Annotated in this window: 23 protein-coding genes; 11 read left to right on the top strand and 12 right to left on the bottom strand. The window is 67.8% G+C overall.

Features of this window, described 5'->3' with window-relative positions:
- Positions 1 to 49 precede the first annotated feature (49 nt).
- The 3 genes from KIK06_RS01510 to KIK06_RS01500 form a co-directional block, all read right to left on the bottom strand.
- A complete protein-coding gene (locus KIK06_RS01510; protein ID WP_268641609.1) occupies positions 50 to 313 on the bottom strand; it encodes a helix-turn-helix domain-containing protein in 264 nt (87 codons plus the stop codon).
- On the bottom strand, positions 291 to 686 hold the full coding sequence (locus tag KIK06_RS01505; protein WP_268641608.1) for a WhiB family transcriptional regulator: 396 nt from the start codon (positions 684 to 686) through the stop codon (positions 291 to 293). The genes KIK06_RS01510 and KIK06_RS01505 overlap by 23 nt, the downstream gene beginning before the upstream one ends.
- A gap of 720 nt (positions 687 to 1,406) precedes the next feature.
- Entirely contained in the window at positions 1,407 to 2,246 is an 840-nt protein-coding gene (locus tag KIK06_RS01500) for a replication-relaxation family protein (RefSeq protein WP_268641607.1), read from the bottom strand.
- A gap of 400 nt (positions 2,247 to 2,646) precedes the next feature.
- Here KIK06_RS01500 and KIK06_RS01495 point away from each other — a divergent pair, with 400 nt between their 5' ends.
- From KIK06_RS01495 to istB, 3 genes are all read left to right on the top strand, one after another.
- The gene (locus tag KIK06_RS01495) at positions 2,647 to 2,913 is read left to right on the top strand and encodes a hypothetical protein (RefSeq protein WP_268641606.1); all 267 of its coding nucleotides are present in this window, start codon (positions 2,647 to 2,649) and stop codon (positions 2,911 to 2,913) included.
- Between the two features lie 136 nt (positions 2,914 to 3,049).
- The gene (gene istA / locus KIK06_RS01490; protein ID WP_017602407.1) at positions 3,050 to 4,558 is read left to right on the top strand and encodes an IS21 family transposase; all 1,509 of its coding nucleotides are present in this window, start codon (positions 3,050 to 3,052) and stop codon (positions 4,556 to 4,558) included.
- Positions 4,558 to 5,349 (top strand): IS21-like element helper ATPase IstB, encoded by a 792-nt coding sequence (gene istB, locus KIK06_RS01485; RefSeq protein WP_268641605.1) that lies wholly within the window; start codon positions 4,558 to 4,560, stop codon positions 5,347 to 5,349. Before istA ends, istB begins: the two co-directional genes overlap by 1 nt.
- A gap of 405 nt (positions 5,350 to 5,754) precedes the next feature.
- Here istB and KIK06_RS01480 read toward each other — a convergent pair whose 3' ends face one another.
- The gene (locus KIK06_RS01480; protein WP_268641604.1) at positions 5,755 to 6,252 is read right to left on the bottom strand and encodes an ATP-binding protein; all 498 of its coding nucleotides are present in this window, start codon (positions 6,250 to 6,252) and stop codon (positions 5,755 to 5,757) included.
- Between the two features lie 180 nt (positions 6,253 to 6,432).
- On the opposite strand from KIK06_RS01480, the gene KIK06_RS01475 reads away from it, so the two are divergent.
- Together KIK06_RS01475 and KIK06_RS01470 are read left to right on the top strand one after the other, a co-directional pair.
- Positions 6,433 to 7,260, top strand: a complete 828-nt coding sequence (locus KIK06_RS01475) for a helix-turn-helix domain-containing protein (RefSeq protein WP_268641603.1) — start codon at positions 6,433 to 6,435, stop codon at positions 7,258 to 7,260.
- Entirely contained in the window at positions 7,253 to 7,606 is a 354-nt protein-coding gene (locus KIK06_RS01470) for a DUF397 domain-containing protein (RefSeq protein ID WP_268641602.1), read from the top strand. Before KIK06_RS01475 ends, KIK06_RS01470 begins: the two co-directional genes overlap by 8 nt.
- Positions 7,607 to 7,757: 151 nt before the next feature.
- On the opposite strand, the gene KIK06_RS01465 is transcribed toward KIK06_RS01470, so the two are convergent.
- Entirely contained in the window at positions 7,758 to 8,426 is a 669-nt protein-coding gene (locus tag KIK06_RS01465) for a YdcF family protein (protein ID WP_268641601.1), read from the bottom strand.
- Positions 8,372 to 9,361: a hypothetical protein gene (locus tag KIK06_RS01460; protein ID WP_268641599.1), complete on the bottom strand. Its 990-nt coding sequence runs from the start codon at positions 9,359 to 9,361 to the stop codon at positions 8,372 to 8,374. Before KIK06_RS01460 ends, KIK06_RS01465 begins: the two co-directional genes overlap by 55 nt.
- 441 nt (positions 9,362 to 9,802) lie before the next feature.
- Between KIK06_RS01460 and KIK06_RS01455 the strand changes: the two genes are divergently transcribed.
- Together KIK06_RS01455 and KIK06_RS01450 are read left to right on the top strand one after the other, a co-directional pair.
- The gene (locus KIK06_RS01455; protein WP_268641598.1) at positions 9,803 to 11,053 is read left to right on the top strand and encodes a methionine adenosyltransferase; all 1,251 of its coding nucleotides are present in this window, start codon (positions 9,803 to 9,805) and stop codon (positions 11,051 to 11,053) included.
- 4 nt (positions 11,054 to 11,057) lie between these two features.
- Positions 11,058 to 11,960: a hypothetical protein gene (locus KIK06_RS01450; protein ID WP_268641597.1), complete on the top strand. Its 903-nt coding sequence runs from the start codon at positions 11,058 to 11,060 to the stop codon at positions 11,958 to 11,960.
- Positions 11,961 to 13,231: 1,271 nt separating this feature from the next.
- On the opposite strand, the gene gltX is transcribed toward KIK06_RS01450, so the two are convergent.
- The gene (gene gltX, locus KIK06_RS01445; RefSeq protein WP_268645823.1) at positions 13,232 to 14,599 is read right to left on the bottom strand and encodes a glutamate--tRNA ligase; all 1,368 of its coding nucleotides are present in this window, start codon (positions 14,597 to 14,599) and stop codon (positions 13,232 to 13,234) included.
- 216 nt (positions 14,600 to 14,815) lie between these two features.
- Here gltX and KIK06_RS01440 point away from each other — a divergent pair, with 216 nt between their 5' ends.
- Both KIK06_RS01440 and KIK06_RS01435 read left to right on the top strand, forming a co-directional pair.
- On the top strand, positions 14,816 to 15,232 hold the full coding sequence (locus KIK06_RS01440) for an NUDIX hydrolase (RefSeq protein WP_268641596.1): 417 nt from the start codon (positions 14,816 to 14,818) through the stop codon (positions 15,230 to 15,232).
- Positions 15,229 to 16,371, top strand: a complete 1,143-nt coding sequence (locus tag KIK06_RS01435; protein ID WP_268641595.1) for a helix-turn-helix domain-containing protein — start codon at positions 15,229 to 15,231, stop codon at positions 16,369 to 16,371. The genes KIK06_RS01440 and KIK06_RS01435 overlap by 4 nt, the downstream gene beginning before the upstream one ends.
- Here the strand turns inward: KIK06_RS01435 and KIK06_RS01430 are convergent.
- The 5 genes from KIK06_RS01430 to KIK06_RS01410 form a co-directional block, all read right to left on the bottom strand.
- On the bottom strand, positions 16,354 to 17,313 hold the full coding sequence (locus KIK06_RS01430; protein WP_268641594.1) for an IS481 family transposase: 960 nt from the start codon (positions 17,311 to 17,313) through the stop codon (positions 16,354 to 16,356). The genes KIK06_RS01435 and KIK06_RS01430 overlap by 18 nt on opposite strands.
- 579 nt (positions 17,314 to 17,892) lie before the next feature.
- The gene (locus KIK06_RS01425) at positions 17,893 to 18,978 is read right to left on the bottom strand and encodes an IS110 family transposase (RefSeq protein ID WP_268641589.1); all 1,086 of its coding nucleotides are present in this window, start codon (positions 18,976 to 18,978) and stop codon (positions 17,893 to 17,895) included.
- A gap of 197 nt (positions 18,979 to 19,175) precedes the next feature.
- Positions 19,176 to 19,532 (bottom strand): helix-turn-helix domain-containing protein, encoded by a 357-nt coding sequence (locus KIK06_RS01420; RefSeq protein WP_268641587.1) that lies wholly within the window; start codon positions 19,530 to 19,532, stop codon positions 19,176 to 19,178.
- Positions 19,532 to 20,065 (bottom strand): DUF6879 family protein, encoded by a 534-nt coding sequence (locus KIK06_RS01415; protein ID WP_268641586.1) that lies wholly within the window; start codon positions 20,063 to 20,065, stop codon positions 19,532 to 19,534. Before KIK06_RS01415 ends, KIK06_RS01420 begins: the two co-directional genes overlap by 1 nt.
- Positions 20,049 to 20,228 carry a hypothetical protein gene (locus tag KIK06_RS01410; protein WP_268645822.1) on the bottom strand — a complete coding sequence of 60 codons (180 nt, stop codon included), beginning with the start codon at positions 20,226 to 20,228 and terminating at the stop codon, positions 20,049 to 20,051. The genes KIK06_RS01415 and KIK06_RS01410 overlap by 17 nt, the downstream gene beginning before the upstream one ends.
- 422 nt (positions 20,229 to 20,650) lie before the next feature.
- Between KIK06_RS01410 and KIK06_RS01405 the strand changes: the two genes are divergently transcribed.
- Both KIK06_RS01405 and KIK06_RS01400 read left to right on the top strand, forming a co-directional pair.
- Positions 20,651 to 20,827 carry a hypothetical protein gene (locus tag KIK06_RS01405; RefSeq protein WP_268641585.1) on the top strand — a complete coding sequence of 59 codons (177 nt, stop codon included), beginning with the start codon at positions 20,651 to 20,653 and terminating at the stop codon, positions 20,825 to 20,827.
- A 166-nt stretch (positions 20,828 to 20,993) separates the two neighbouring features.
- A complete protein-coding gene (locus KIK06_RS01400; protein ID WP_268641584.1) occupies positions 20,994 to 24,029 on the top strand; it encodes an AAA domain-containing protein in 3,036 nt (1,011 codons plus the stop codon).
- Positions 24,030 to 24,232: the final 203 nt, after the last annotated feature.

Genomic DNA, 24,232 nt, shown 5'->3' with positions numbered 1-24,232 from the left:
GGTGGGGCGGGTGTTCACCCGCCCCACTGGCCCACTCGTTACTCCTCCCCTACCGCAGCCCCTGCCGCCCGTAGAAGGTACGCCGTGCGGGAACGACCACCTGCTGGGCGGCCCGCTCCACGATCAGCTCCAGATCGGCGCTGGAGAACCGGACATGCTTGCCGAGCCTGCGATGCGGCACCCGCCGCAACCGCACCCGCTCACGCAACCACGACTCCGGCACCGCCAACACCCGCGCCGCCTGCGGGATCGTCAACAACCGCTCCAGCGCCCCGTCTTCGCGGTCACCGTCAGGCAGCTCGTTCCCCACCACGCACACCTCCCCCGTACTCGTCCCTGCGGGCGGTGCGGAACTGGCGTCGCTCGTCCTCCGAGGCACCGCCCCACACCCCGTACAGCTCACCGCGCTTCATCGCCTCGGCCAAACAGTTGATCCGCACCGGACACACCTGGCACATCCGCTTGGCCGCACGCACCGACCCACCCTGGGACGGGAACCACAGGTCCGGGTCCATGCCCCAACACGCGGCGTAGGCCTGCCAGCCCGCGTCGCGCGGGTCGGGGCGTGTGGGGCCACCAAACCGCCCGTCCGCCCTTGACACACCGCCCCGGCCCGTGGGACACGGCAGCCGTGTTCCGCGCGCCACGTGGCCCACCAGCCGCGTCTGCCGATTCACATCCCCCATGTCCGCCCTTTCACAATCCGTCCGGATCCGTCGTCGCTTCCCCTCTGACGACCTCCTAAGAAGACGGCCCCACCGCAGATGCGACACCCGACCCGCGAGCACGAGGTGGCGTCCACGCGGCGCCGCCGGTACTCACCCGGCGAGGCGCGGAGCAGTTCACGACAGCCAAGAAAATTCCGCGCGAGAAGAGAAAGCACGTCGCCATTCCTCTTGCTCACCTGCGCGATCTTGACCGCTCCAACTCGTGCCGTGGAGGTGCGTCAATAAACGAAGGTTTTGGTGCACAAGAAAGGGGTGGGGGGCGGGCGGGTGGGGATGGTGAGACCGTCGTGGGGTGGGTGTGCGGGGGCGGTCACGCCTCCGCACACCCCGGGCGCCGCGCGCCCTACGTGAAGAGGACTACCCACTTGGGTATACAGCCGGGGCGGCCGGTGGACCACCCCACAGCCCACCCGACCTGCACTGAACACACCACCGAGGGTGGTCCACCCAAGGCCGGAGCACCAGACGGAGGCCACGGCGGACGCGGTAACGGCCCACTTACCGGCCCAGTCACAGGCGGAGTCACAGGCCCACTTACCGGCGCCTCTCCACCACGACCACGACCGCCCACCAAGGCTTCACCGGACCCCGCCAACCAGCCCCCTCTACCCGCCTCCACCGAAGAGAAATCTATTCTCGCAGCGGCTACACCTTGAAATCCGCTGGCCACTAAAAGGGCTATTCATTGTCTTTCTTCTCTCGGGGATAGGAGTTGGGGATATCGCGCAGCTCCACCCGGTCACGGCAATGGGCCAGCCGCCAGATCGGAGCACCAGCCCCTTCCACCGCCAGACGGTGGTGGGTGGTCAGGTACACCCCCACCGTGCCGGTGCAGGCGGAGGCGAGCGTGCGCGCCGCGTTGTCCTCACGCTTGTCGGAATGGACCACGAACAGCACGATCAAGGGCAAGCCGCTCGCCTGGGCCAGGAGCGCGTACCCCGGCATCTTCCTCTTGAGCTGGGTGAGGGGTTCGGTGCCGGTGTCGTACTCCACGAACGCGCCCAGGACCACCCCCTCCTGCTCCCAGCGCACGCGGGCGTCCGGGCGGACGTAGCGGCCCCACCTCTCCTTACACTCGCGCTCTGACCTCCACCGGCGCAGATCAGCACCCACCTCACGGGCGCTCTCGACGAACTGGGCGCGGGTCTGGGCCAGGCCGAGGATGTGATCCAGGCGGGGCGAGTGGGCCAGCGCCAAGGCCCGGTCGGAGCGGAAGTTCAGCTCCTCGGGCTCCTTGTCCCGGTACAGGGCGACCAGCACCGCTCCGGTCGGGGACAGGATCCAGTGGTCGGGGGCGTTGCGGTCGTGGGCGTGGCGACGGAACCGATTGAGCAGCCCGTACCGGTACAAGGTCAGCATCCGGGAGCGGGCCCGGCGCGGTCCGGCGTCGGGGAAGTAGATGCGGTGCAGGTGGTGGGTGGTCATCACCTGGTGCTCCCACAGCCCGACCAGGATCTGCCGGTCCCGGTCGGTGATCCTCGGAGCCAACCTCGACAGTGTCTGCTCGTACTCGTTCACGCACGCCCTCCAAAGGTCGCCGCCCTTCCTTTGCCTTTCACCTCCCTATGGAGACGGGGAAGACGCGGATGCGACACCGAGCAGCAGGATCCCCGCCCTCGGGGATCCAGGCGTGCGTGGACGTTCCTGCGGTCACGCCCACCTATGAAGTGGTCGGGTGGTGCCGGTGAAGCGACACCACCCTTGTCCTGATCGGAACCGCTCAGCCAACGGTGTTGAGATAGGTCTGGACCACTGCGGCGAGATCGGCCAGGTCGTCCGGCGCCCGCCGTGGTGGGGCGGCCAACAGGTCACCCTCAGGAACGCGGGGACGGGGAACCGGCGTCCGGATCTGGGGTGGGGGGGCATGTAGGGGCGCACGAGCCTGCCCCACTCCTCCTCGGGGTCGGTCTCAGGCGCTGTGTCGAGCTCCGCCACGTGGTCGTCGCGCTCCCAGTACGCGGCCACCTCGTCGACCGACGCCACCCGCCTCGCCGAGGGGCTCGGTTCGGGCGCGGTCGCCGACACGGCCGGAGCAGGCGGCCAAGCGCCTTCAGGTACCGGAGAGATCGCGGTCCTCTCCCGCTTGGGCGGGTCGGGGACGAACACGAACGTCAGCACCGCGGCCAACGTCGCGGTGGCAAGGGACCAGAGCTGGCCCGCGAGGGTTCGCTGCCGCCTGCGGTGACGGCCTGACAGCGGACAGTAGATACTCCCCATAGGCGGCCACTTAAGGCCCCGCCCACGGCCACGACACTCCCCACTGATGGCCAGATACCTCCCCGCCTGACCAGGACAAACACCGGTCGGCGAGGGTTGACCGGGTGAAGAGCAGCAGGGAGATCATGGAAATCCTGGAGGCCTACGACCTCACCGGGAGTTACCGGGCAGCGGCCGAACTGGCCGGGTGCGACCACCACACCGTCGCCCGCTACGTCAAACTCCGCGAGACCGGCCAAAGCCCCGAGCAGCGCACCCACCGCGCCCGCCCCATCGACGACTACCTCGACAAGATCGAGGAACTCGTCAACCGCTCCCAAGGCAGGGTCCGCGCCGATGTCGTCCACCGGCGCATCACCGCGATGGGCTTCACCGGCGGCGAGCGCACCACCCGGCGGGTGGTCGCCCAGGTCAAGGACCGCTACCGGGCCGGGAAACGGCGGGTGTTCCGGCCCTGGATCCCCGAACCAGGCCTGTGGATGCAGTGGGACTGGGGAGAAGGCCCCAAGATCCGGGGGCGGCGCACCCACCTGTGGTGCGCCTGGCTGGCCTGGTCCCGCTACCGCGTGATCATCCCGGTCTTCGACAAGACCCTGCCCACCGTGGTCGCCTGCCTGGACGCCACCCTGCGCCGACTCGGCGGGGTGCCCGCCTACGCCCTCACCGACAACGAGAAGACCGTCACCGAAGCCCACATCGCCGGGATCGCGGTCCGCAACCCCGAGATCGTGCAGGTCGCCCGCCACTACGGGATGACGATCCGCACCTGCGTCCCGGCCGACCCGCAGACCAAGGGCGGATCGGAGGCCACAGTGCGCATCGCCAAGGCCGACCTGGTGCCCACCGACGTCAACCTGGCCGAGGGTTTCCGCACCTTCGGCGACCTGGAAACCGCCTGCCGCGCCTTCACCGACCAGGTCAACGACCGGATCCACCGGGAAACCCGCCGCCGTCCCACCGAAGCGTTGGCCGAGGAGCGCACCCGGCTGCACCCGCTGCCCGCCGAACCGTTCACCATCGCGTTTGGCACCACAAGGCGGGTCAATTGGGACAGCACGATCTCGGTGGAGGGGGTTCGCTACTCCGTCCCCCACCACCTGGTCGACACCCGTGTCTGGGCCCGCTTCCACGGCGAGGAGCTGATCGTCACCGCCGTCGGCGAACGCGGCCCCGAGGAGGTGGCCCGCCACGGGCGCTCCACCCCGGGCAACCCGAGCATCAGCGACGACCACTACCCCGAGCGGGGCGACAAGGAAGGCGACCGCACCCCCAGAGCCCACAGCGCCGAGGAGGCCGCGTTCCTGACCCTGGGGCCCGGAGCCGCGTCCTGGCTGGTCGAAGCCGCCTCGGTGGGCACCCGCCGGATCAAGCCCAAGATGGCCGAGGCCGTCGCTCTGGCCAAGCTGCACACTCCGGCCGAGGTTGACCGGGCGCTGGGGACCGCGGCGATCGCGGGCCGGTTCGCCGAGAACGACCTGATCGCCATCTTGGCCCACCAGGCCGGACGCCCTGCCGCCGAGCCCACCCGCGCCAGCGAGGACCACAGCCTGCAGCCGGGCACCTCGGCCTGGTCCTCCTTCGGCCTGCCCCGCGACGACGAGAGCGAGCAGTGATGAGCACCCCGATCCGCACCGTTGCCGGACCGCCCGCCGAGCCGATGGCCGAGGCCGTCGAGCTCACCCGCCGGTTGCGGCTCCCCTACCTGCGCAAGGCCATGGCCGACGTGATCCCCACCGCCAAGGCGCAGCGGTGGGACCCAGCCGAGGTGGTCCGCGTCCTGCTGGCCGAGGAAGCCGCTGGACGCGACCAGACCAACCTGCGCACCCGCCGCAAGCGGGCGAACTTCCCCACTGGCAAGACGTTCGGGGACTGGGACGAGACCGCCTCCTGCATCGCCCGACCCACCCAGGACGCGCTCAAGACGCTGGAGTGGGTGGCCAGGCGGGAGAACCTGAGTATCTGCGGGCCCTCGGGGACGGGCAAGTCGCACTTTTGCGAGGCGCTGGGGCACGCCGCGGTCGAGGCGGGGATGACGGTGGCCTGGCACACCATCGAGGACCTGGGGGTGCTGGTTCGCAGGCACCGGGCGGACGACTCCATGGCCAGGGCCGTGACACGGCTGCTGCGCGCGGACTTGATCGTGGTCGACGATATCGGGCTGCTACCGGTCTCGGCCGATGCGGCCGAGGGGTTCTACAGGCTGGTGGACGCCGCCTATGAGCGCAGGTCGTTGGTGGTTTCCAGCAACCTGCACCCGTCGGGGTTCGACGAGATCATGCCCAAGACGTTGGCGACCGCGACGGTTGACCGGCTCCTGCACCACGCCCATGTCGTGGTGACCCAGGGTGACAGTTTCCGGCTTGCTCAGGCGACCTCGGGAGCGGGGGTGAAGGCGTTGAGTTGACCTCGGACACCACCACGGCGGGGACTTATCTGGCCGCCGTTGGGGAGATCGGCCTGGCCGTCAGTGGGGAGAACTACTGGCCGCCTGCGGGGAAAACACACTGGCCATTGACAACGGCCGGTAGTGTGTTGCACGGTCATCCTCCTGCTTTCCCAGGTGGTTGATCACGCCCCGACTCGGTGCTGCTACACCGATCGGGGCATCTTCGTGTGTGCCGCTGGGGCGGGTGTCATTGGTCCCGGGGTCACACGCCCCGGAACTGCGCTTCCCACCCACGCCGCACAAAGGGAACAAAGTTCCCAATTCCAGCGAAAACGGTGCCGGTTTCGCTGGGGTGGTTGATGGTGGCTTGGGTGAACGAGGTTCTTCAATACCTGTGGCCCGGAAACATCCCCGGCCCCAGAATCACCACGGCAGACGGGTGCGCCCGGACCGGTCGAAAGCGGCACGAACCGTCAACGGCCCACCCCGCTCACCGGTGAAGTCCCAGTACAGGGCCAGGGCGTCCACCAGCGCCAACCCGTACCCGCCTTCCGCAACGAGGGCTCCCCGCTCCGCCGGACCGGCCGCGGTGACGACTTCGGGCACGGTGATCTTCGCGCCCGGCCGAGGACCGTCGTCGGTGACACGGAGCAGGAAGAGGCAGCGGCGCCGCTCGATCTCGATCCGCACCCGGCCACCCGCAAGCCCCGAAGCGGTGTGCCTCAGGGCGTTGGCGTGCAGTTCGGCCAGCGACACGACCACGGGCTGGGCCACCGAAGGCGTCGCCCTGATGGCCCGTGTGGCCCATCGGCGCGCGGTCCGCACATGCTCGTGGTCGGGACCGCACACCAGGCCGCTCACATCGGGGTTCGTGTGAGGGATGCGCCTGGGCAGATCGATCGTCGGCTGGACTGAAGCCATGGTTTTCCACCGGGTCCTTTCGCTGTCGCCTTGGCCGCCGTGGGAGAGCCCGCGCGAAAAGGATGTGGCCAGGACGATCGCCCGGTGAAGCCTGCACGGAGAGTTCCCGAATCTTCCATGGGCCTCTGGAATTCTGTGGAATCCCCCATCGAGCGTGACTCTTTGTGGTCACATGGCCTCATGCACACAGACGAACGTGCCCTCAAGGCCTTCGGACGAGAACTGCGCAGGCTGCGCACGGAAGCCGAGCTCACCCAACAGGCCCTGGCCCGGCGGGTCAGCCAGCGCGGCACGACGATCAGTGACTCGCACGTGTCCGACATCGAGAACGGCCGGGCGATGGCCCGGCCGTGGCTACGCAAGCTGCTGGACGAGATCCTGGAGAGCGACGGCAGGCTGGAGCAGCTCTGGGAGGAGCTGACGGGCTCCGGCCGGCAGGTGTGGCTGCACGAGGTCACCAAGCGCACCCACGCCGCCGACGCCCTGTTCGAGTACCAGCCCCTGGTGTTCCCGGGCTACCTCCAGACCCAGGACTACTCCTACGCGCTCATCCGATACGGGGCACCGTGGCTTTCCCACGAGCAGGTCCTCGCCCTCGCCAAGGAGAGGAGCGACCGTGCCAAGCGCATGGCCGAAGCCGTGGCCCCGATGATCTGGCTGATCATCGACCAGAGCGTCCTTTGGCGCCGCTACGGATCCCCGCAGGTGCAACGGGACCAGCTGGCGTATGTGGCCCATCAGATCGAACGCGAACGGATCACCGTGCAGATGCTCCCAGTCCGAGCTCCACGGCACGCGGGAACATCAGGGCCGAGGCGCATCATCACCGCCGCGGACGAACCCGAGGTGGTGTACATGGAATCGGCCGAGGAGGGCCGGATCATCTCCGGCTCAGCCGACATCAGCCGGAGCCGTATGGTGTTCACTGCCCTACAAGGGGCCGCCAGGGACCCACAAGAGACACTGCAAGCCATCCACGACGAGATGAAGGCGATCGACGATGAGTGACTGGCACAAGAGCAGCTACAGCGGTGGCACCAACGAATGCGTCCAGGTCCGGACCCCACATGCGGGCGTGATCGAGATCGGTGACACGAAGGCCCCCACGGGCCCCACGCTCACCGTCCCTGACTCCGACTGGAAGTACTTCCTCGACCAGGTCGCACGCGGCACCACCGACTTCGGACGCCTGCGCGCCGAGTTCCTCCCCGATGGCGGCTTCACCCTCACCGACACCGCCGTCCCGAACTCCCCCGTCCTCGCCTACTCGAAGTCCGAGTGGGACGCCTTCAAGCTCGGCGTCGACGCCGGAGAACTGCGCAGCCACAACCCGCGCGGCGTCCTCGTCGGCTGAACCCAGCGTGCGGGGACTGCGCGGCAACCATCCCTTTTACCAGCGAGCTTGAATCACGGCGTGGGTGCCGCTGGTACGCCAGTCCCGGCCACCTCTCTCTAGCTCGTCCGAGTCGAGAAGGACCCGGTCCAATCGATCCACATCCTCACAGTCAGCCCTGGATGAGACGGCTGTCGAACCCTGAGGCGACGAGGTACTCGTAGGCCTCACGTACCGGGCCGGGGACGTCCTGATCGATGGCGAACCCGAGCTTGGGATACTCCATCACCCTTTGGAGGTCACCGACCATCATGTCGATGACGAGACCGGCGTCCCCGATCTCCTTGACATAGTCGCCAAGGCTCAGCGGCGCGGAGGCGCACACCACCTCGACCTCGGGCCACAGCTTCCGGGTGGTCGCGAAAGCGCGCCGTTCCATGTAAGGCATACACACCAGGAGCACTGTGGTGGGGGCGATGCCGTGCTCCGCCAGGACCCGGCGAGAGAAAGTGACGTTCTGGCCGGTGTTCGACGCCTCCGGCTCCACAAGGATCACGGGATCAGGGACACCGAGTTCCAGAGCCCGTTCGCGGAAGTGCACCGCCTCCCCTCGCGGGAACACCTCCGCCGTCGAGGGGCTGTTCGCTCCAGTGAACACCAGGGTCGGGAAGAGTCCGGTGTGGTACAGCTCAGCGGTATGCGCCGCGACGCCGATGTCGTTGCAGCCCAGGGCGATCGCCACGTCACACGATCGCACCCGGTGGTGCATGCGGTGGTATTCCCAGATCAGTTCCGCGTACCGCCACTGCTCCTGGGTGACGGGACGTGCGTCGTCCGCCATGCGTTCCTCCTCTGGCCATGGAACCAGGTCTCCTGCTCGGACCTGATGCCTTCGATACTGCGAAGCTGATGGTCGAGACCGCGTCGGGAGGCGGTTTCGGCGGCTCGGTCGAGGAGCCGCAACCCATCGTCCCGGGTGGCCGGATCGGACAGCAATACGTGGCCTTGAGCGGTGTCCAGGCGGACCCGGGCCATAGGCGTGTCCGTGGTACCGCTGTTCCGTGAGATGTCGATACAGCCCAAGGCCCGGTCGAACTCACCCCTGCCACGATGCGCCAGGGCGAGTTTCTGGTGGGCTCCCGACCAGTCACCCGGCTCGGCCAGGTCCTCGAACTCCCGGATCGCGGACTGGATGACATACGTAGCGTGGCCGTACTCGCCGAGTTTGCTCAGCGCGGTGCCCACCCACAGACGGGCACGGGCCCGATCACGGCGATCGAGCCTCTCATCCTCGGCAAGAGCCTCATACCGGCGGGCAGCGGCATCCAGCTCGCCGGACATCTCCGCGACCACCGCGAGGGACAGGTCGAGGCGGCCGACACGACGTGGGATGCCGAGCCGGATGAAGAGTGCTCGCGCTTCGGAGTAGGAGCGCTGGGCTGAGAGCGGCCCGACCACGGCGCCCTGGTCCCGCCGGATGTCTCCGAGCAGAGCCGTGGAACGGGCCAACAAGTACAGGCCCCTGTCGTCCAACTCCTCGAGCTGGAATCGAGAGGACCAGCGTCCCAGAAGGGCCTCGGCGAACGCGAAGTCCTGCTGGGACAGGGCTATGACGACGCGGTCCAGGTCGTCCATCCACGACTCGTACTGATCGCCCCGTGTTCCGGTCGCTTGCCGTTGCCGGCCCGTCTCCCATAGCGGCTGTTCGACCAGGGACAGGTTCGCCTCGAAACGCAGACGGGCCGCGTGGTCCGCCCGCGCGAGAACGGTATCCAAGATGGCCTGGGTGTCAGGTCGGGGAACCGTCGCTGTCAGGAGTTTCTCCCATTTGGAGACGGTGCGGGCGCCAACGCCGAGATGTTCCGCGAACGCGCGGACACTCATCCTCATCGCCAAGCGCAGGGACCGAGCCTCCAAGCCGGTCCAGCGGTGCACAACCCTCACGTGTGCCCCCTTTCCGGCAACCATGGAAGCACGATTCGCGCGGACGGACGACATAAGGGCAACGGAAGTGCAGCAGAGGGTCGTTGGCGAGTGAGCGTGTCGGAACCAGGCTGTGGTGTGTCATCGATCCACGCGAACGCGGAGGTCCCAGGAACGCCTTCTGGCTGCGGGCCCGCAGTTAGAAGGCCAAGGAAAGTCCTCTCATGCCTTCGCGAAGAGCATGGACCTCTCGACCTTGGAATTCCTGTACTTCGCCCATGAACAGGAGAGAACATGTTCATCACCCTCCACGGGCAACATGAACCCGACGACACAGACCACGGCTTCAACGTGGTCGAACGCAAGGGCATCGGCCACCCGGACTCGCTCGCCGACCTCATCGCAGAGGAGTTCTCCCGCCGCTACTCGCTTCACGGACTCGACCGCTTCGGGGCAGTCCCGAACCACTGGGTGGACAAGGTGGCCCTGATCGGCGCCGAGGCGGAGGTCGACTTCGGCGGCTACACGATCCGCAAGCCCATCAGCGCCTATCTGTTCGGCAAGGTGACACGTTCGGTGGGCGCCGAACCCCTCCCCATCGAGGACCTGTTCCGGACGGCGATCGTAGACGTCCTGGCAGAGGCGACGGGCAGCGACCAGATCGTCGCCTCCGTGCGCACCTTCGTCGAGAACACTGCGGGCGTCGGAGCCGACCATCCAGCCTCGTTCTACCGCCCCTCCGCCGTTGATGAATGCCGGGTCTTTGGCCTGAACGCCCTGGCTAACGACACGGCCTTCTGTAGCGCCTACTCCCCCGCCGACCCCCTGGACATCCTGGCGATCGACGTGGAAAATCACGTCAACAGCGCTTCCTTCCAGGACGAGCTCACCGGGCTCGGTTCCGACGTCAAGGTGATGCTGGCCAGGGCGACGGACGTGCTGAAGGCAACGGTCTGCCTCCCGGTGCATCCCGAAGCGGTCAGTTCGCACCACGAGTACACGGTCCTGGTGTCCGAAGCGTACGACCGTCTCGACGCCTTCGTCAACGAACACCCGATCGTGCGACAGCATCCATGGCTCACGCGGCTGAGCGTCAACACCAAGGACCACGGCAGCGGCGCCTATCTGGCGCCATTCGGCACGTCCCTGGGCAAGGGCGACTGCGGGCTCGTCGGGCGCGGCAACAAGGCCAACGGCGTGATCTCCGCCAGCGGCGGCGCAGGGGTGGAGGCCCTGGCCGGGAAAAACCCGGTGCACCACACCGGCAAGCTGTACACGCTCGCCGCTGCGCGCCTGGCGGACCGTATCCACGCCAAGCTCGGTGTACCCAACGAGGTCGTGCTCGTGTCGCGCAACGGTGACCGCCTGGATGACCCGTCGTTCGTCGGCGTTCGGCTGGCACGGCGAGGCAACCGCCGTGACCGCTGTGCCATCGAGGAGTTGACCGCCGCGACTCTGGCCGAACTTCCGCTGCTTTCCGAGCGCCTACTCGCCCTGTCCCCGATGGATCGCTTCCGCGACCCGTCGCTGGTCCTGGAGGTGTGAACCGATGACGGGCATCGATCTGGCCGACCGCAGCGTCGTCCTCGTCACCCTGGACTCCTGCCGCTACGACGTCGCAGCGAGCGCGCACACGCCGAACCTGGACAAGCTCGGACCACTACTGCGGGCCGAGAGCCCGGGGACCTACACGCTTCCCGCCCACGCCGCGTTATTCAACGGCCATCTTCCCCGACCGGTCTCCGGAACTCTCACGCTCGGCGAGCGCAGCGTAGACGCGATCTGGCGATCAGCGGCGGCCCGGCCCTCGAAGCGCCACGCCGCCATCTCCTTCGACGGCCCCACTCTGATGGGGCACTACAGCACGAACGGCTACCGGGTTCTGGGCGCCGGCGGTGTCACCTTCTTCGACTCCTCAGATCCCGCTAACAGCCTGCCCAGGCTGTTCCCCGAGTTCCACTACTTCGGGCGGCCCTCACGAGCCCCGGCCACCCAGGCAGCGCGTGTCGTCGACCGCGACCAAGACCTGCCGTTGGCCCACACCGAAGATCTCGCGGACCTGTGCCTGGAAGCCGAACGATTCCTCCTGTTCGTCAACTGCTCCAGCACACACATCCCCTACACGACCCCCTTCAGCCCCCTGACCGAACAGGCCAGCGAACTCCTCCGACGCCTCTACCGGCTGCACGACTCCCAACAGGACGCTTCCGGAGATGACGCCCTGACCCCCGAGGACATCGACGTGCTTCTGGGGATGCAGAAGCGGGCCCTGGAGTGGGCCGATGTCCGCTTGGACGACCTGTTCTCACGGCTGGGCACACGGCGTCCCCTGGTGGTGGTCTGTGCCGACCACGGCGAGGAGTTCGGAGAAGGCGGCAGGTTCGGTCACAGTCACCCGCACCCAACGGTTTCCACGGTCCCCCTCTGGTGCGGCGTGCTGGACGGGGGATGATCCATGGCGGCCCCCGACCCCTGGTTCACACACCCGGCAATCACCACGGCCTCCTCCGAGGGCGTCCGGACACGGCTGGGCATCTCCCCCAACCACCCCTCCTTCCGAGCCGGAGTCCTGCGCACCCACCTGCTCACCGCGCTCCTCGCACACAGCGCCGCGCACAACCTCGGCGTGCAGGCACACGTGGCGATCCGTTGGGACGACAGCGATACCTGTCGGAGCCGCGACGAACACCGTGACCGCCTCCTACGCGAGACCAGGCAGGTAGCTCAGATACCGACCGAAGCCGACGGAACGCGCTTCCGCCAGAGCCGACGAGGCAATCGGTACCGGCAAGCCCTACGACATCTGGACGCTCAACGGCTCCTGGTGACGAGGCGAGGCCTTGCCTGCCTCGATGTAGACGCCGTGGACCGGCTCATGGCCGCCCACAGTGTCCACCCCGGAGCCCTGACCGCCTCAGCGGCCGTGAACGCGACCACCGCCCTCTCCCCGGCACAGAAGACGGTTCCGCTCATGCGCAGTGACGGGCGGGCGCTGTGGCACCTGGCCACGGTCGTGGACGACATCGAACAGCGAACGACCCTGATCGTCAGGGGAACCGACAAGCGCGACGCCACACCCATCCAGGTCCGCCTGTACTGGGCCCTGACCGGGGGCAGGCGACCGCCGGCCCACCTGTTCCTCCCCAAGCTGCTGGAGACGGATTCCGTGGTCCCCCGAGTCGCCGACCTGCTCGAACAGGGCATCAGGCCCTCGACGCTGCGGTACTTCCTGGCCGAGCCGTACCTGCGCCGATCGCAATCGGCCGCTTGGCCTTTGGACTTCTCCGCGCTGGTGGACCAGGCCCGCACGGTCCTTCCCCGGCACGGAGACGGTCTCCTGGACGAACGACACCTGCGGGCGCTGGACCGGAAGGTGTCCGCCGCCCTCACACCAAAGACAGCTCACCGTGAACTGAGTGGTCGCTGTCCGAACACACCTGCGCATGTCGTCGCGTGGATCATTCGAAACCACCCAAGGCCGCTGTCCCAACAGGTCCGGCTGTGCCGGGCACTCACCGATCCGGAGATCCCCTACGATCCACCTTCCGCCCAGGCTCAGGAGGCGTGGTGGTGGGTGAAGGCATGGTCACACGGCACGGCGAAGGGCCCGCCTCCGCACTCGGTGCGCTGGGTGCTCACCGGATGCCGGGACGGACCCCACGTCTCAGATCTGCTGGAGATCTTCGCTCCTGAGCTGGTGGCCTACCGTCTGAACTCGGCCCGTCAGGAGTTGAGCCGGTCCAACGCCGCCCGCAACCGTGCCAACGTGCGCTCACGCCCCAACAGCTCCAGCGACTCGAACAGCGGAAGCCCGACCGTGCGGCCGGTCACCGCCACGCGTACCGGCGCCTGAGCCTTGCCGAGCTTGAGCCCTTGGGCGGCCCCGGCCTGCTCAAGGGCTCCCTTCAGGGACTCGGCGTCCCAGATCAGTGTCTGGTCGGAGTAGGAGGCGATCGCGGCGGTGAGCATCTCCTCCCCGATCCCGGGTTTCATGGCCTTGGCCCAGCTCTTGTCGTCGAAGACCGGGACGTCCAGGAACAGGAAGTCCACGTTCGGCACGATCTCGCTGAGCACCGCCACTCGGCTCTGCGCCAGCGGGGCGATCTGGGCGAAGACGTCCGCGTTGAAGTCCTCGGTCCGCCACGGCACCCCCTCGCCCTCTAGGTAGGGGGCGCACCGCTTGACGAATTCGTCGGTGTCCAGGGCGCGGATGTAGTCGCCGTTGAAGGCGCGCAGCTTCTTCTCGTCGAAGAAGGCGGGCGAGGAGTTGACGTCGGCCAGGTGAAAGAGCGGGATCATCTCCTCGATCGGCATGATCTCGCGGTCCTCACCCGGCGCCCAGCCCAAAAGCATCAGGTAGTTGACCATCGCCTCGGGCAGGTAGCCCTCGGCCCGGTAGGACTCCATCGCGACCTTGTCGCGCCGCTTGGACAGCTTCTGCCGCTTGTCGTTCACCAGCACCGGGGCGTGCGCCCACACCGGCGGCGTGTGGCCGAGGGCCTCCCACAGCAGCTGCTGTTTGGGGGTGTTGGACAGGTGCTCCTCACCCCGGATGACATGGGTGATGCCCATACCGACGTCGTCGACCACGTTCGCCAGCACGAACAGCGCGGTACCGTCCCCGCGGGCGATGACGAAATCCTCCAATGCCTCGTGCGGGAACTCCACCCGACCCCGGATCTGATCCTCCACCACGGTCGGCCCACCCTCGGGGACACGGAACCGCAGCGCCCGGCCAGGTCCCGCGTCCAGGCCGCGATCGCGGCAGAACCCGTCGTAACCCAGGTTGGGGTTGTCGCGTCGCGCCTGGACCTGGTCGCGGGTGCAATCGCAGTAGTAGGCCAGCCCTTCCTTGCGCAAGCGCTGGGCGGCCTCGGTGTGCTTGTCGGCGGCCTCGGTCTGGGAGTAGGGGCCCTCGTACTGGGTGGCGTCCACACCCAGCCAGGCCATGGCGGCCAGGATGCCCTCGGTCCATTCGGGGCGGGAACGGGCGGCGTCGGTGTCCTCGATCCGCAGCACCAGGCGTCCGCCGGATTGTCGCGCAACCACCCAATTCAGCAGCAGGGACCGGGCATTGCCCACGTGGAACATACCGGTCGGGGAGGGTGCGAACCTGGTGCGAATCGAGGTATCAGTCACCCGACAGAGCCTAGCGCGATCCGCTGCTGCACCGGGGCGGGACAACGATTGGGCGGAAGAATCCAGGGCCGTGATCAGAGAGTCCGCCGGACACGACCCCGTACAGCTCAGCTCTCCTGTTTACTTCACGGGTACCGAGCCCACACGCCGTCGAAAGCGAGCCCTCCCGTGTCCGACACCCCCTACATCCCGCGCACGTTCCCCGTATCAGTCAAGGGCGTCGCCATCCGCGACGGCCAGGTGCTGCTGTTGCGCAACGAGCGCGACGAGTGGGAACTGCCCGGCGGCAAGATCGAACTCGGGGAGACCCCCGAAGAGTGCCTGGCCCGGGAGATCGAGGAGGAGACCGGCTGGCCCGTTCAGGTGGCCGAGATCCTCGACTCGTGGATATACCACATCACCCAGGTCGACCGGCACGTCTTCATCGTCACCTACGGCTGCCACGTGGAACCTCACGCCCCGGTCGTGGTCTCCAGCGAACACAAGGAGGCCGGACTGTTCACCGAAGCCCAGGTGCCCGACCTGCCGATGCCCGAGGGCTACAAGCGGTCGGTCCTGGACTGGTTCGCCCGCTCCCGCGCGTGAGCGCTGCTCCCGCCATCCGCTGGCTCTGGCTGCTGCCCGAGGCACGCCGTGCCCTGGAAAGCCGGGAGTTGGCGGTGATCCTCCGCTGTTACCGGAAGCTGACCGGGTTGTCCCAGGCAGCGATGGGAGAGCTCCTGGGGTACGACCCCTCCTACGTTTCCCTGCTCGAGCGGCGACAGCGCACTATCAACGACCGTCAAGGGCTCCTGCACGTCAGCAAGGATCTGGCTATCCCACCGCACGCCTTGGGGATCACAACCGAAGAGGACGCGGACTTCATCGCGGCACTCCAGTTCGGGGAGTCGACCGTACGGCTCGCGGAGATCGCACGGCAGGCAGGTCGCGCTGTCGAAGCGGTTGAGGAACTGTGGCCGCTGGTGGCCCGGTTGGAGGCCCGGCTCAGGGAGGGACGGGTCGACTACGGGACCGCCTCGCTGCTTGCCCGTGCGCGGGCGACCCTCGGCACGTCGTTGGGGCATGTCCTAGCGGAGGAACGACTGTACCTGGCCGCGTACTGGACGGGCCGGGCCATGCGGCTCGCCCGGCATCTGGACGACGGTGCCTTCCTCGGGCACGTGCTGCGGATGCACGGCAACGAGCTGAGGAAGGCAGGCCGCGAGGGGGCGGCCATCGCGCGACTGACCGAGGCCGCCGAGCTCCCCCATGACAAAAAGGAACGCGGCCAGACCCTGATCCTCCTTGCCAGAGCTGCAGGAGAACAGGGGAACACGGAGCTGCACGACGGCTCCGTGGCCACCGCCGAGCAGTTGATGGACACTGCGGGGCCGAGCGGGATCCTCTTCACCCCCTTCTCACTACGAGAGGTCCGAATGAGAGGGCTGACAGGAACCGGACGTGCGGCAATGGCGGCAGAGCTGGCTCAGTCGCGCCCAGGTTCAGGAGAGGCCCCGGCTCCTCAATGGGCGGCCATCGAGGCGGTCACCTCCGCAGACGCACTTTCAGCGGCCGGAGACATCACCAGCGCACACGCACTGTACGGCGAGGCCCTGTCGCTCGCCGTACGCCACAGGCTGCCGCACCAGGTTCAACGCGTCGTACGAAGCACGGAGGCGGTGGGGCTCGAGGAGGTCCGGGCCAGTGCCTTGGCACGCCTGCATGACCTAGGTGTATTGACCTGAGAGGTTAGGTACACGAGAAGCGGGAGGGCCGCTGATCGCGGTGTGGAACCGGTGGTGATTGTAGCCGTGCAGCCACCCGGTGAACGCCTCCCGCTTCTCGGTCTCGGACCGGTAGGGGCGGGCGTAGGCCCATTCGTCGGTCAGGGTCCGGTTGAACCGTTCCACCTTGCCGTTGGTCTGGGGCCGGTAGGGGCGGGTGCGCTTGTGCTTGACGCCCTGGTCGGCGAGCAGGTCCCGCCAGGTGTGGGACCGGTAGCAGGACCCGTTGTCGGTCAGCACCCGCTCCACCACGATGCCCACCGACGCGAAGTAGGCGTGGGCGCGTTCCCAGAAGCCGGTCGCGGTGTCCTTCTTCTCGTCGGCCAGGATCTCTGAGTAGGCCAACCGGGAGTGGTCGTCCACGGCGTTGTGCACATAGGCGTACCCGGCCTTGGCACGGTGTTTGCGGCCCTGGGGGCGTCCCAGGACTTTGTGGCCGCCGCCGTTGGGGATGTTGCCGAGTTTCTTGATGTCCACGTGCACCAACTCGCCGGGCCGGGTCCGTTCGTAGCGGCGTACCGTCCGTCCGGTGGCCCGGTCCAGATGCGCCAGGCGGGACATGCGGTGCCGGGTCAGGATCCGGTGCACGGTGGAGGCGTGCATGCGCAGGTGGCCGCCGATACGGGCCGGACCCCACCGGTGGGTGACGCGGAGCTTGATGACGCGGCGTTCGCGTCGGGTGGGGGTGCGCCGGGGCGAGCGGGCCGGGCGGCTGGAGGCGTCGGTCATCCCGGCCGAGCCCAGGGCCCTGTAGCGGGTGGCCCACCGTTTGGCGGTGGTGGGACTGACCTGGAAGCGTTCGGCGGCCCGCCGCAGCGGCCAGCCGTCCTCGACGACGCACTGGGCCAGGAGCAGGCGTCCTGCGGGGGTCAGGCGGGCGTTGGCGTGGGTAGTGTGGGGCATCGAGGGCCTTCTGGTGAGCTGGTGTAGATGTGGTAATCCACACCGATACCGAAGGCCCTCTTGTTGTGCGTCGACCGGGGTGGGTGTTACCAACCTCCGTGGTCAGTACACCTGATATGTAGAGGTTGTTTGTCAAGAGCACAGCGCTGACCAGCGGCGATAGGTGGTGATCTGTCACCGCTGATACCCGCCGTGGCGCTTCCCGGCCTTGTTCGATAGCCGCCATCCCGTCACGCTGAGCTGGAAGTCAAGGTGGAGCGCCCCGAGCTTCAGCGAGGGACGAACGACCTTGACTACCAGCGGGGGGCGTGACGACCCTGGGCGTAGCGAGAAGGCCCCGCGGGCCCGGTATGGGGGTCGGCGGGAGAGCGCAACCCGGTTCGCGTGTCATGCACGACGCGTGGTCAGACTGATATGCGCGGGTTGGATACCGCAGGACGGACTGTTCGGCGGGAACGAAACCACGGTCTAGTAGACGAGCGTGGCCGGAACCGAACCGGCTGCTCATAGGTGTTTCGTGGATTGTTCCTCACGCGGTGTCCCCGGCTGAGCGCTCCCACCGACCGGCTTGGGCGGGGCTCACTCTCGTGCCGTGGCCAGGCTCCAGCACCACCCGGCCAGCTCCCGGGCGATCGCGACCGCCGCGACCACGGGTTTCTTACCGCGCTCGTCCAAACGCCGCCAGCGCTGGTGCAGGCGGTGGTTGCCCGCGTGGGCGCGTGCGCGCACCTGCACGGGTGCCTGCTCCCAGCGGGCGCGCATGTCCCGGGTGGGTCGGCGGTAGGGGCGGCGGTGGTGCCAGGCGGCCTCGACCAGCAACCGGCGCACGTGGGTGTTGCCGGTCTTGGTGATGGGCCCCAGCCTGCGGGAGGAGCCCGAGGAGTGCTCGCTGGGGACCAGACCCACGTAGGAGGCGATGGTGGCCCCGGTGAAGCGTTCCCAGTCGCCGATCTCCACCGCGAGGCCGAACGCGGTCAGTGTCGAGATTCCGCGCAGGCAGCGCAGCCGGGCCACCATCGCCGCCCACTCCGGTTCGGTGGCCGCGGTGATGATGGCCGTGTCCAGCCGGTCACGGCGGGCCTGGGTGAGCAGGACCTGCTCGTGGGCGGCTTCGAAGGCCGCCTGCAGGGCCGGTTCGGTGAAGCGCTGGCGGCTGATCCAGTCGTGGTGGGCCCAGGTCCAGGTGTTCTTGCCTTCCCAGAGCAGGCCCTGGCGCAGCAGGAGCTTGGACAGGCGGTGGCGGGCGCGCATCAGGTCGGCGCGGGCGTCCTCGCGGGCCCGGGACAGGTCCCGGGCCGCTTCACGGGTTGGGGTGGGCACCCGGACCGGGGTGATCTCGCCGAGGCGGAGCAGGCGGGCCAGGTGCAGTGCGTCGCGGGCGTCGGTCTTGATCCGGTCGCCGCTGGGTCGTTGGAGTTTGGACGGGGCGGCCACCACGCAGTCGATTCCGGCCCCGGTCAGGGTACGGGCCAGGGCGAAGCCGGTGGGGCCGGCCTCATAGGTGACACGGACCGGGGTCGTGAGGCCGGTGATCCAGCCGAGGATCTGGGTGTGGTCGCTGGTCAGGCGGGTGGTGATGATTTCGCCGGTGGGGCCGCAGATCGCGCACGCGGTGGTGGTGCGGGCGTGCACGTCCAGGCCGACGGTCGTAGGCTCGAAAGACACCGGGACCTCCCACACATGTAGGCACTACCGTCCAGGTTCTGCCTGGTCGGCAACCCACGGCAACGTGTGAGCGGGGTCCCGGCCCTTTTCGCGAACCCTCACTACATACCGTCTAGGACGACACGGAACACCCGCCGGTTCCCTCACTGGCACCCCTAACGATTGAGTTCGAGCTCCAACACCCATCCGAGGCTCCATCACACCCGGAACGAAACAGTCGTCGAGGTGGCTTCGAGAGTCGCCAACTCCGCCTGTTTGTGGTGCAGCCCGCGCCGTAGTGAGGAGCGCCAGTTCTGGTACTGCGTGTTGGCTACGCGCGCCAGAGCGGAGATCTCCTCCACTTCTTCCGGCGTGGCCTTCAGTACGCGCAGGATCCGTTCGACATCGAACGCCGTGGGAACCATCTTCCCGGTTTCGATCTTCGATATCTTGCTCTGGCTCATTCCGACGCGTGAGGCGAGTCGTTCGCCGGTGAATCCCGCTCTTTTGCGCACACGACGAAGCGCCTCGGACAGTTCTCCGCGGCGCCCGTCGATGCTCTCCGGTTCCAGCACTATGTGTTCAGTCGTGCCCTGTACTGCTCGTAGGGGGTCCCCATGCGGAGCGCGGCGTCCTTGCGGGAGATGTAGTCTCCGACATCCGCGTCTTCGAGGAGGATCCGGTCGATCTGCGTGCCGTCATCCTCATACCGCATGAGGACGACCTGCTCGTCGTCGAAGAGCCAGAAGTCCTCGTGCGCCGGGAACGGAAGGTCCGCCGGGGAGTCGGTTTCGAGGATCCGCACGTCCTCGCCCGCCAGGATGTTGAAGTCGTACCCCCACTCCATCTCGTAGCGCAGGTAGTCCGACAGCGGCGGTGTCACCACGTGGACGCGCTCCACCTTGCGCCCGGTCGCTGTGAACCTCCGGACCCGGTGCAGCCACGGGGAGTCCGCCAGTTCCTCGTCCGGTCGCGGTTCGCCGGCCAGGAAGCGCCGGAACTCCTCGTCCTCGGAGGCGACCCCGTAGACCGGCAGGGTCTCCAGCCGGAACGCGTAGTCCTTGAAGGCGTCGAAGAACTCGCGCCAGGCGTCACCTTCCAAACGCACGGGCGGCCTCCTCCCACACCTTCCGGGGGATCTCGACGACGGCCTCACCGTCCGGGCTGTCCAGGCTCGTGACCAGGTCGCCCTGGACCACGATCGAGTTCCTGTCGGTGGTGAACACCTTGGGGCAGTCATCGCCCTTGCAGTCACCGGCGATCTGGACCATGTCCACGGTCGCACCTCCGCGATAGGGGGTTGCGCTCCGTAATCTACGCATGCGCCGCGCCCAGGTCCAGGAATACCCCGAATATTCGTGTCCTGAAATTTTTCGTCTGCCCAAAGGTGACGACCGAGCTCGGATTCGTCGATGGCGATGAGCAAGTGCGCGACCGATGCCACCGCCCAACGAGAGTTCGAAAGCGAGCCCTCCCGTGTTCACCACCCTCTACGTCCCGCGCACGTTCCCCGTCCGGTCAAGGGCGTCGCCGTCCGCGACGGCCGGGTGCTGCTGTCGCGCAACGAGCGCGATGAGGGGGCTGCCCGGTGGCAAGATCGAGGTGGGTGGCGACTCCCAAGGAGTGCCTGGCACGGGATATCCATGAGGAGACCGGCTGACCCGTTCGGGTGGCACAGATCCTCGACTCGTGGATGTTCCACGTCACTCAGGTGGACCGACACGTCTTCATCGTCACCTACGGATGCCACGTGGAATTTCACGCCCCGGTCGTGGTCTCCAGCGACCACAAGGAGGCAGGGCTGTTCACCGAAGCCCAGGTGCCCGACCTGCTGATGCCCGCAAGCTACAAACGGTCAGCCCTGACCTGAATTGCCCAGTCGCACATATGAACGAGAGGCGATCCTGTCTGTTTTCAGGCAGCACGCGGGCGACCTCCATCAACTCCCCGCATCAGAACGCCTCCGGAATGTCACCTTGCTGAGGCATACTCCTGAACGCCGGTTCCCTCAGTGCTGACGACGCCGAAAGGGCTCAGTGACTTCCCCGAGCACACTCCCCGAACCCGCCGACCAGTTCCTCACCGCCCTCGCCCACGAGGTCAGGGCACATCTGGCCGACGACGCCAACTCCAAGGAGAAGGTCGCCCTCAAGGACGGCGAACGCGTTCGAGTCGGCGACAGCGACCATCCCCACGAGTACCTGTTCTCCTGCACCCGCTGGAAGGACTCCTTCGACTCCGATCGGCTTCTGGTCCGCCTTTCCCGGTCTCGCCGCCCCTGGCAGCACGCCGCGGCCACAGCCCACCCCGACGGGAAGATCCTCGTCACCACGGAGGCCGACCTCGGTGACCGCCCCGGAAACGTCCAACTCCGCGACGACGAGACGCGGTCTCTGACCGCCCTCGCTGACCGGGTCCGGGATTGCGAGCAGCGCCCCGGGCCCGTGAACGTGGCCACCGCAGCCTGGATCCTCGGGGACGGTGATCCCTCGGTCGGGGTGCTGGCCAGCCCGCACCGATACATCAGCGGGTACCAGGACATGAACCTGAACGAACACCAGCGCCGTGCTGTGGAACAGGCCCTGGGCAGCGACATCACCTTTATCTGGGGCCCACCCGGTACCGGCAAGACCGCGGTGGTCTCCCTCATCGCCGAGGGCTCCTATCGCCTCGGTGAGCGGATCCTGTTCCTGGCCCCCACCCGGGTGGCCGTCGACCAGGCGCTGGAGCGGGTCTGCGAACAGTTGGAAGGTGAGGACGACTTCGACACCGGTCTGGTACAGCGCGCCGGGGACATCGAGGTCACCTCGCTCCGGGAACGGTTCGGTTCGATGATCGACCTGGAGATGATCGCCGGACGACTGGGCGTCGACCTGTCCGCCCGGGCCGAGGAACTGGAGGAGACCCTCAAGGCCGCCGCGGCACAGCGCCTCGCATACGAACGCCTCACCCAAGCCGAGGCGGAGTTGGGGAGCGGATGTTCCCTTGCGGGGGAACTCACCAACGAGATCTCCCGCCACCGAGCTCAAACCACCCGTACCCAAAGGGAACTCGACCAGGTGGCCGCGAGCGCCAAGGCGATCGGCACACCCTCGGGACCGTTCGCCAAACGCAAGGCCGAGCGGCTGGCCCGCCTGCTCGAGGAGCGGGACCGTCTGCGCAGCAACCTCAAGGAGGACCAGTCACGGACCGACGCCGCCGTCGCGCGCCTGGAGGACATCAACGCGGCGATCACCGAACGTGTCCGGGAACGGGACTCCGCTCTGGAAGCCACCCGCGGCCTTCCTTCCGCTGAGGCCGTAGAGGAACTGATCAGCCAGGCCGAGGCGGAGCTCGCCGAAGTTCGGAAGGAGCTGGACGGACTGCTGGAGGCGGTCCGTTCACGGTGCCGGGTCATGGGCACGACCCTGTCGAAGGCCCTGCAGAGCCGCCGCCTCATGGACGAGGTGGATACCGTGATCATCGACGAGGCCGGCATGGCCGACCTTCCCTCCGCGTGGTGTGCGGCCGGGTTGGCCGACAAGCGTGTCATCGTCGCCGGGGACTTCCGGCAACTGCCCGCCATCACCCAGGCCTCGGGGTCCCGGGCGCTCCAGCCTGAGGAGCGGGAGCACTCCCGATACTGGATGGACCGAGACGTCTTCCACGCCGCGGGGCTGGTCGCCCCCTCCGGTCGGGTGAACGACGATCCGCGCCTGGTCGGCCTGAACACGCAGTACCGTATGCGCCCCGACATCTGTGCCGTGGTCAACCAGGTCGCCTACCGTGACGCTCCCCTGGCCACCGGGCGCTCGGACCAGTCCCGGCTACCGCACTCACCGCTGGTGGACCGACCGGTGGTTCTGGTAGACACCTCCGACAGCCGTGTCCATGTCGGCGGCGCGGGTCGGCACAAGTCCAACCCGGTGCACGAGGCCGTCATCCACGAGCTGGTGCGTGGGCTGCAGTACGACGGGATCCTGCCCGGACGCAAGCACGACGGCCCCGTCTCAGCAGACCAGCGCATGGCGGTCATCTCTCCCTATCGTGACCAGGTCAAGCACCTGCGCAGCAGCCTGAAGTACCGGTTCGGCCAGGAGTACGAGGGGCTGGCCGACACCGTGCACCGGTTCCAGGGCAGTCAGAGGCCCGTGGTCATCGTGGACACCGTGGCCGGTGCCGGGGACACACCGGGCTTCTTCTACAGCGGCACGGGGATGTCCTCGTCTACGGCCCGGCTGCTCAACGTGGCACTGAGCCGGGCCCAGGACCACCTCGTGGTCGTCGCCGACGTCGAGTACCTGCGCGAACACCTGCGTCCGGGCAGCGAGACCGTGATCATGCTCGACACCCTGGAGGAGTCGGCCCAGCGGATCCCCGCCCAGGAACTGGTTCCCGTCCGCAGCGCTGGCGATCTCGTCGGCCTCAGCGAGGAGGAGCTGCGCCGTCCCGCCTTCTTCCCCGCCGACGAGGTGACCAGGGCCTTGGAGTGGGACCTGGCCCGGGCCAACGAGAGCATCGAGATCTACTGCGCCTTCCTCAACAAGGGCCCCGTCGAACGCTGGCTCAAGCACCTGGCCCCGCGCATTGCCCAAGGGGTGCGAGTCACCGTGTTCACCCGACCGGTCGGTGACAACCAGGACAAGAACGCCGAACGGCACGAGGCGCAGATCCGGCGCCTGCAAGAACAGGGGTGCGAGGTACGCCCCCGCGAGCGGATGCACGAGAAGGTCGTGGTGCTGGACGGCACGGTGCTCTGGCACGGTTCCCTGAACCTGTTGTCGAGCAACGGGCCCACCGACCTGATGATGAGGTTGACCGACCCCGATGCCTGCGATCGGGTCCGGCACATCGTGGAACGGGCCCGCCGGGACCAACCCCTGCAACACGTCCGTCAGGCCCAGAGCGAGCAAGTGGCCCCCGCGGACGCCCCCGGTATCGGCGAGGTGGTGGGCGACCGCCTGTACCTCAAGGTCCCCTTCGGCGAGAAGGACGTGGCCAAGCGCGAGGTCAGTGCCCGGTGGGACAGGCAGGCCCGCCTGTGGTGGGTAAGCCCGGACACTCCGCGGGAGAAACTCACCCGCTGGCTGTGACAGCCCTACCCCGCCGCCCGCGCCCTCTCGGGGCGCGGGCGTGGCTACCAGGGGCCGGTGGCGCGGTCGAGTACCGGCTTCACCAGTCCTGTGATCGGCCTGCTACCCCTGCTCTCGGCGGCTCCACCGGTGCACCGCCCAACCTGGCGCAAGGGCTTGCCGCTTCGTAGCGTGGCGGCGTTCGCCACGTGAGGCGGAGCATG

Origin of the sequence: Nocardiopsis sp. EMB25, assembly GCF_026797795.1 — a bacterium.
GTDB lineage: Bacteria > Actinomycetota > Actinomycetes > Streptosporangiales > Streptosporangiaceae > Nocardiopsis > Nocardiopsis lucentensis.
The sequence above is the reverse complement of the archived record's forward strand: the minus strand, read 5'-3'. Positions and strand labels throughout refer to the sequence as shown.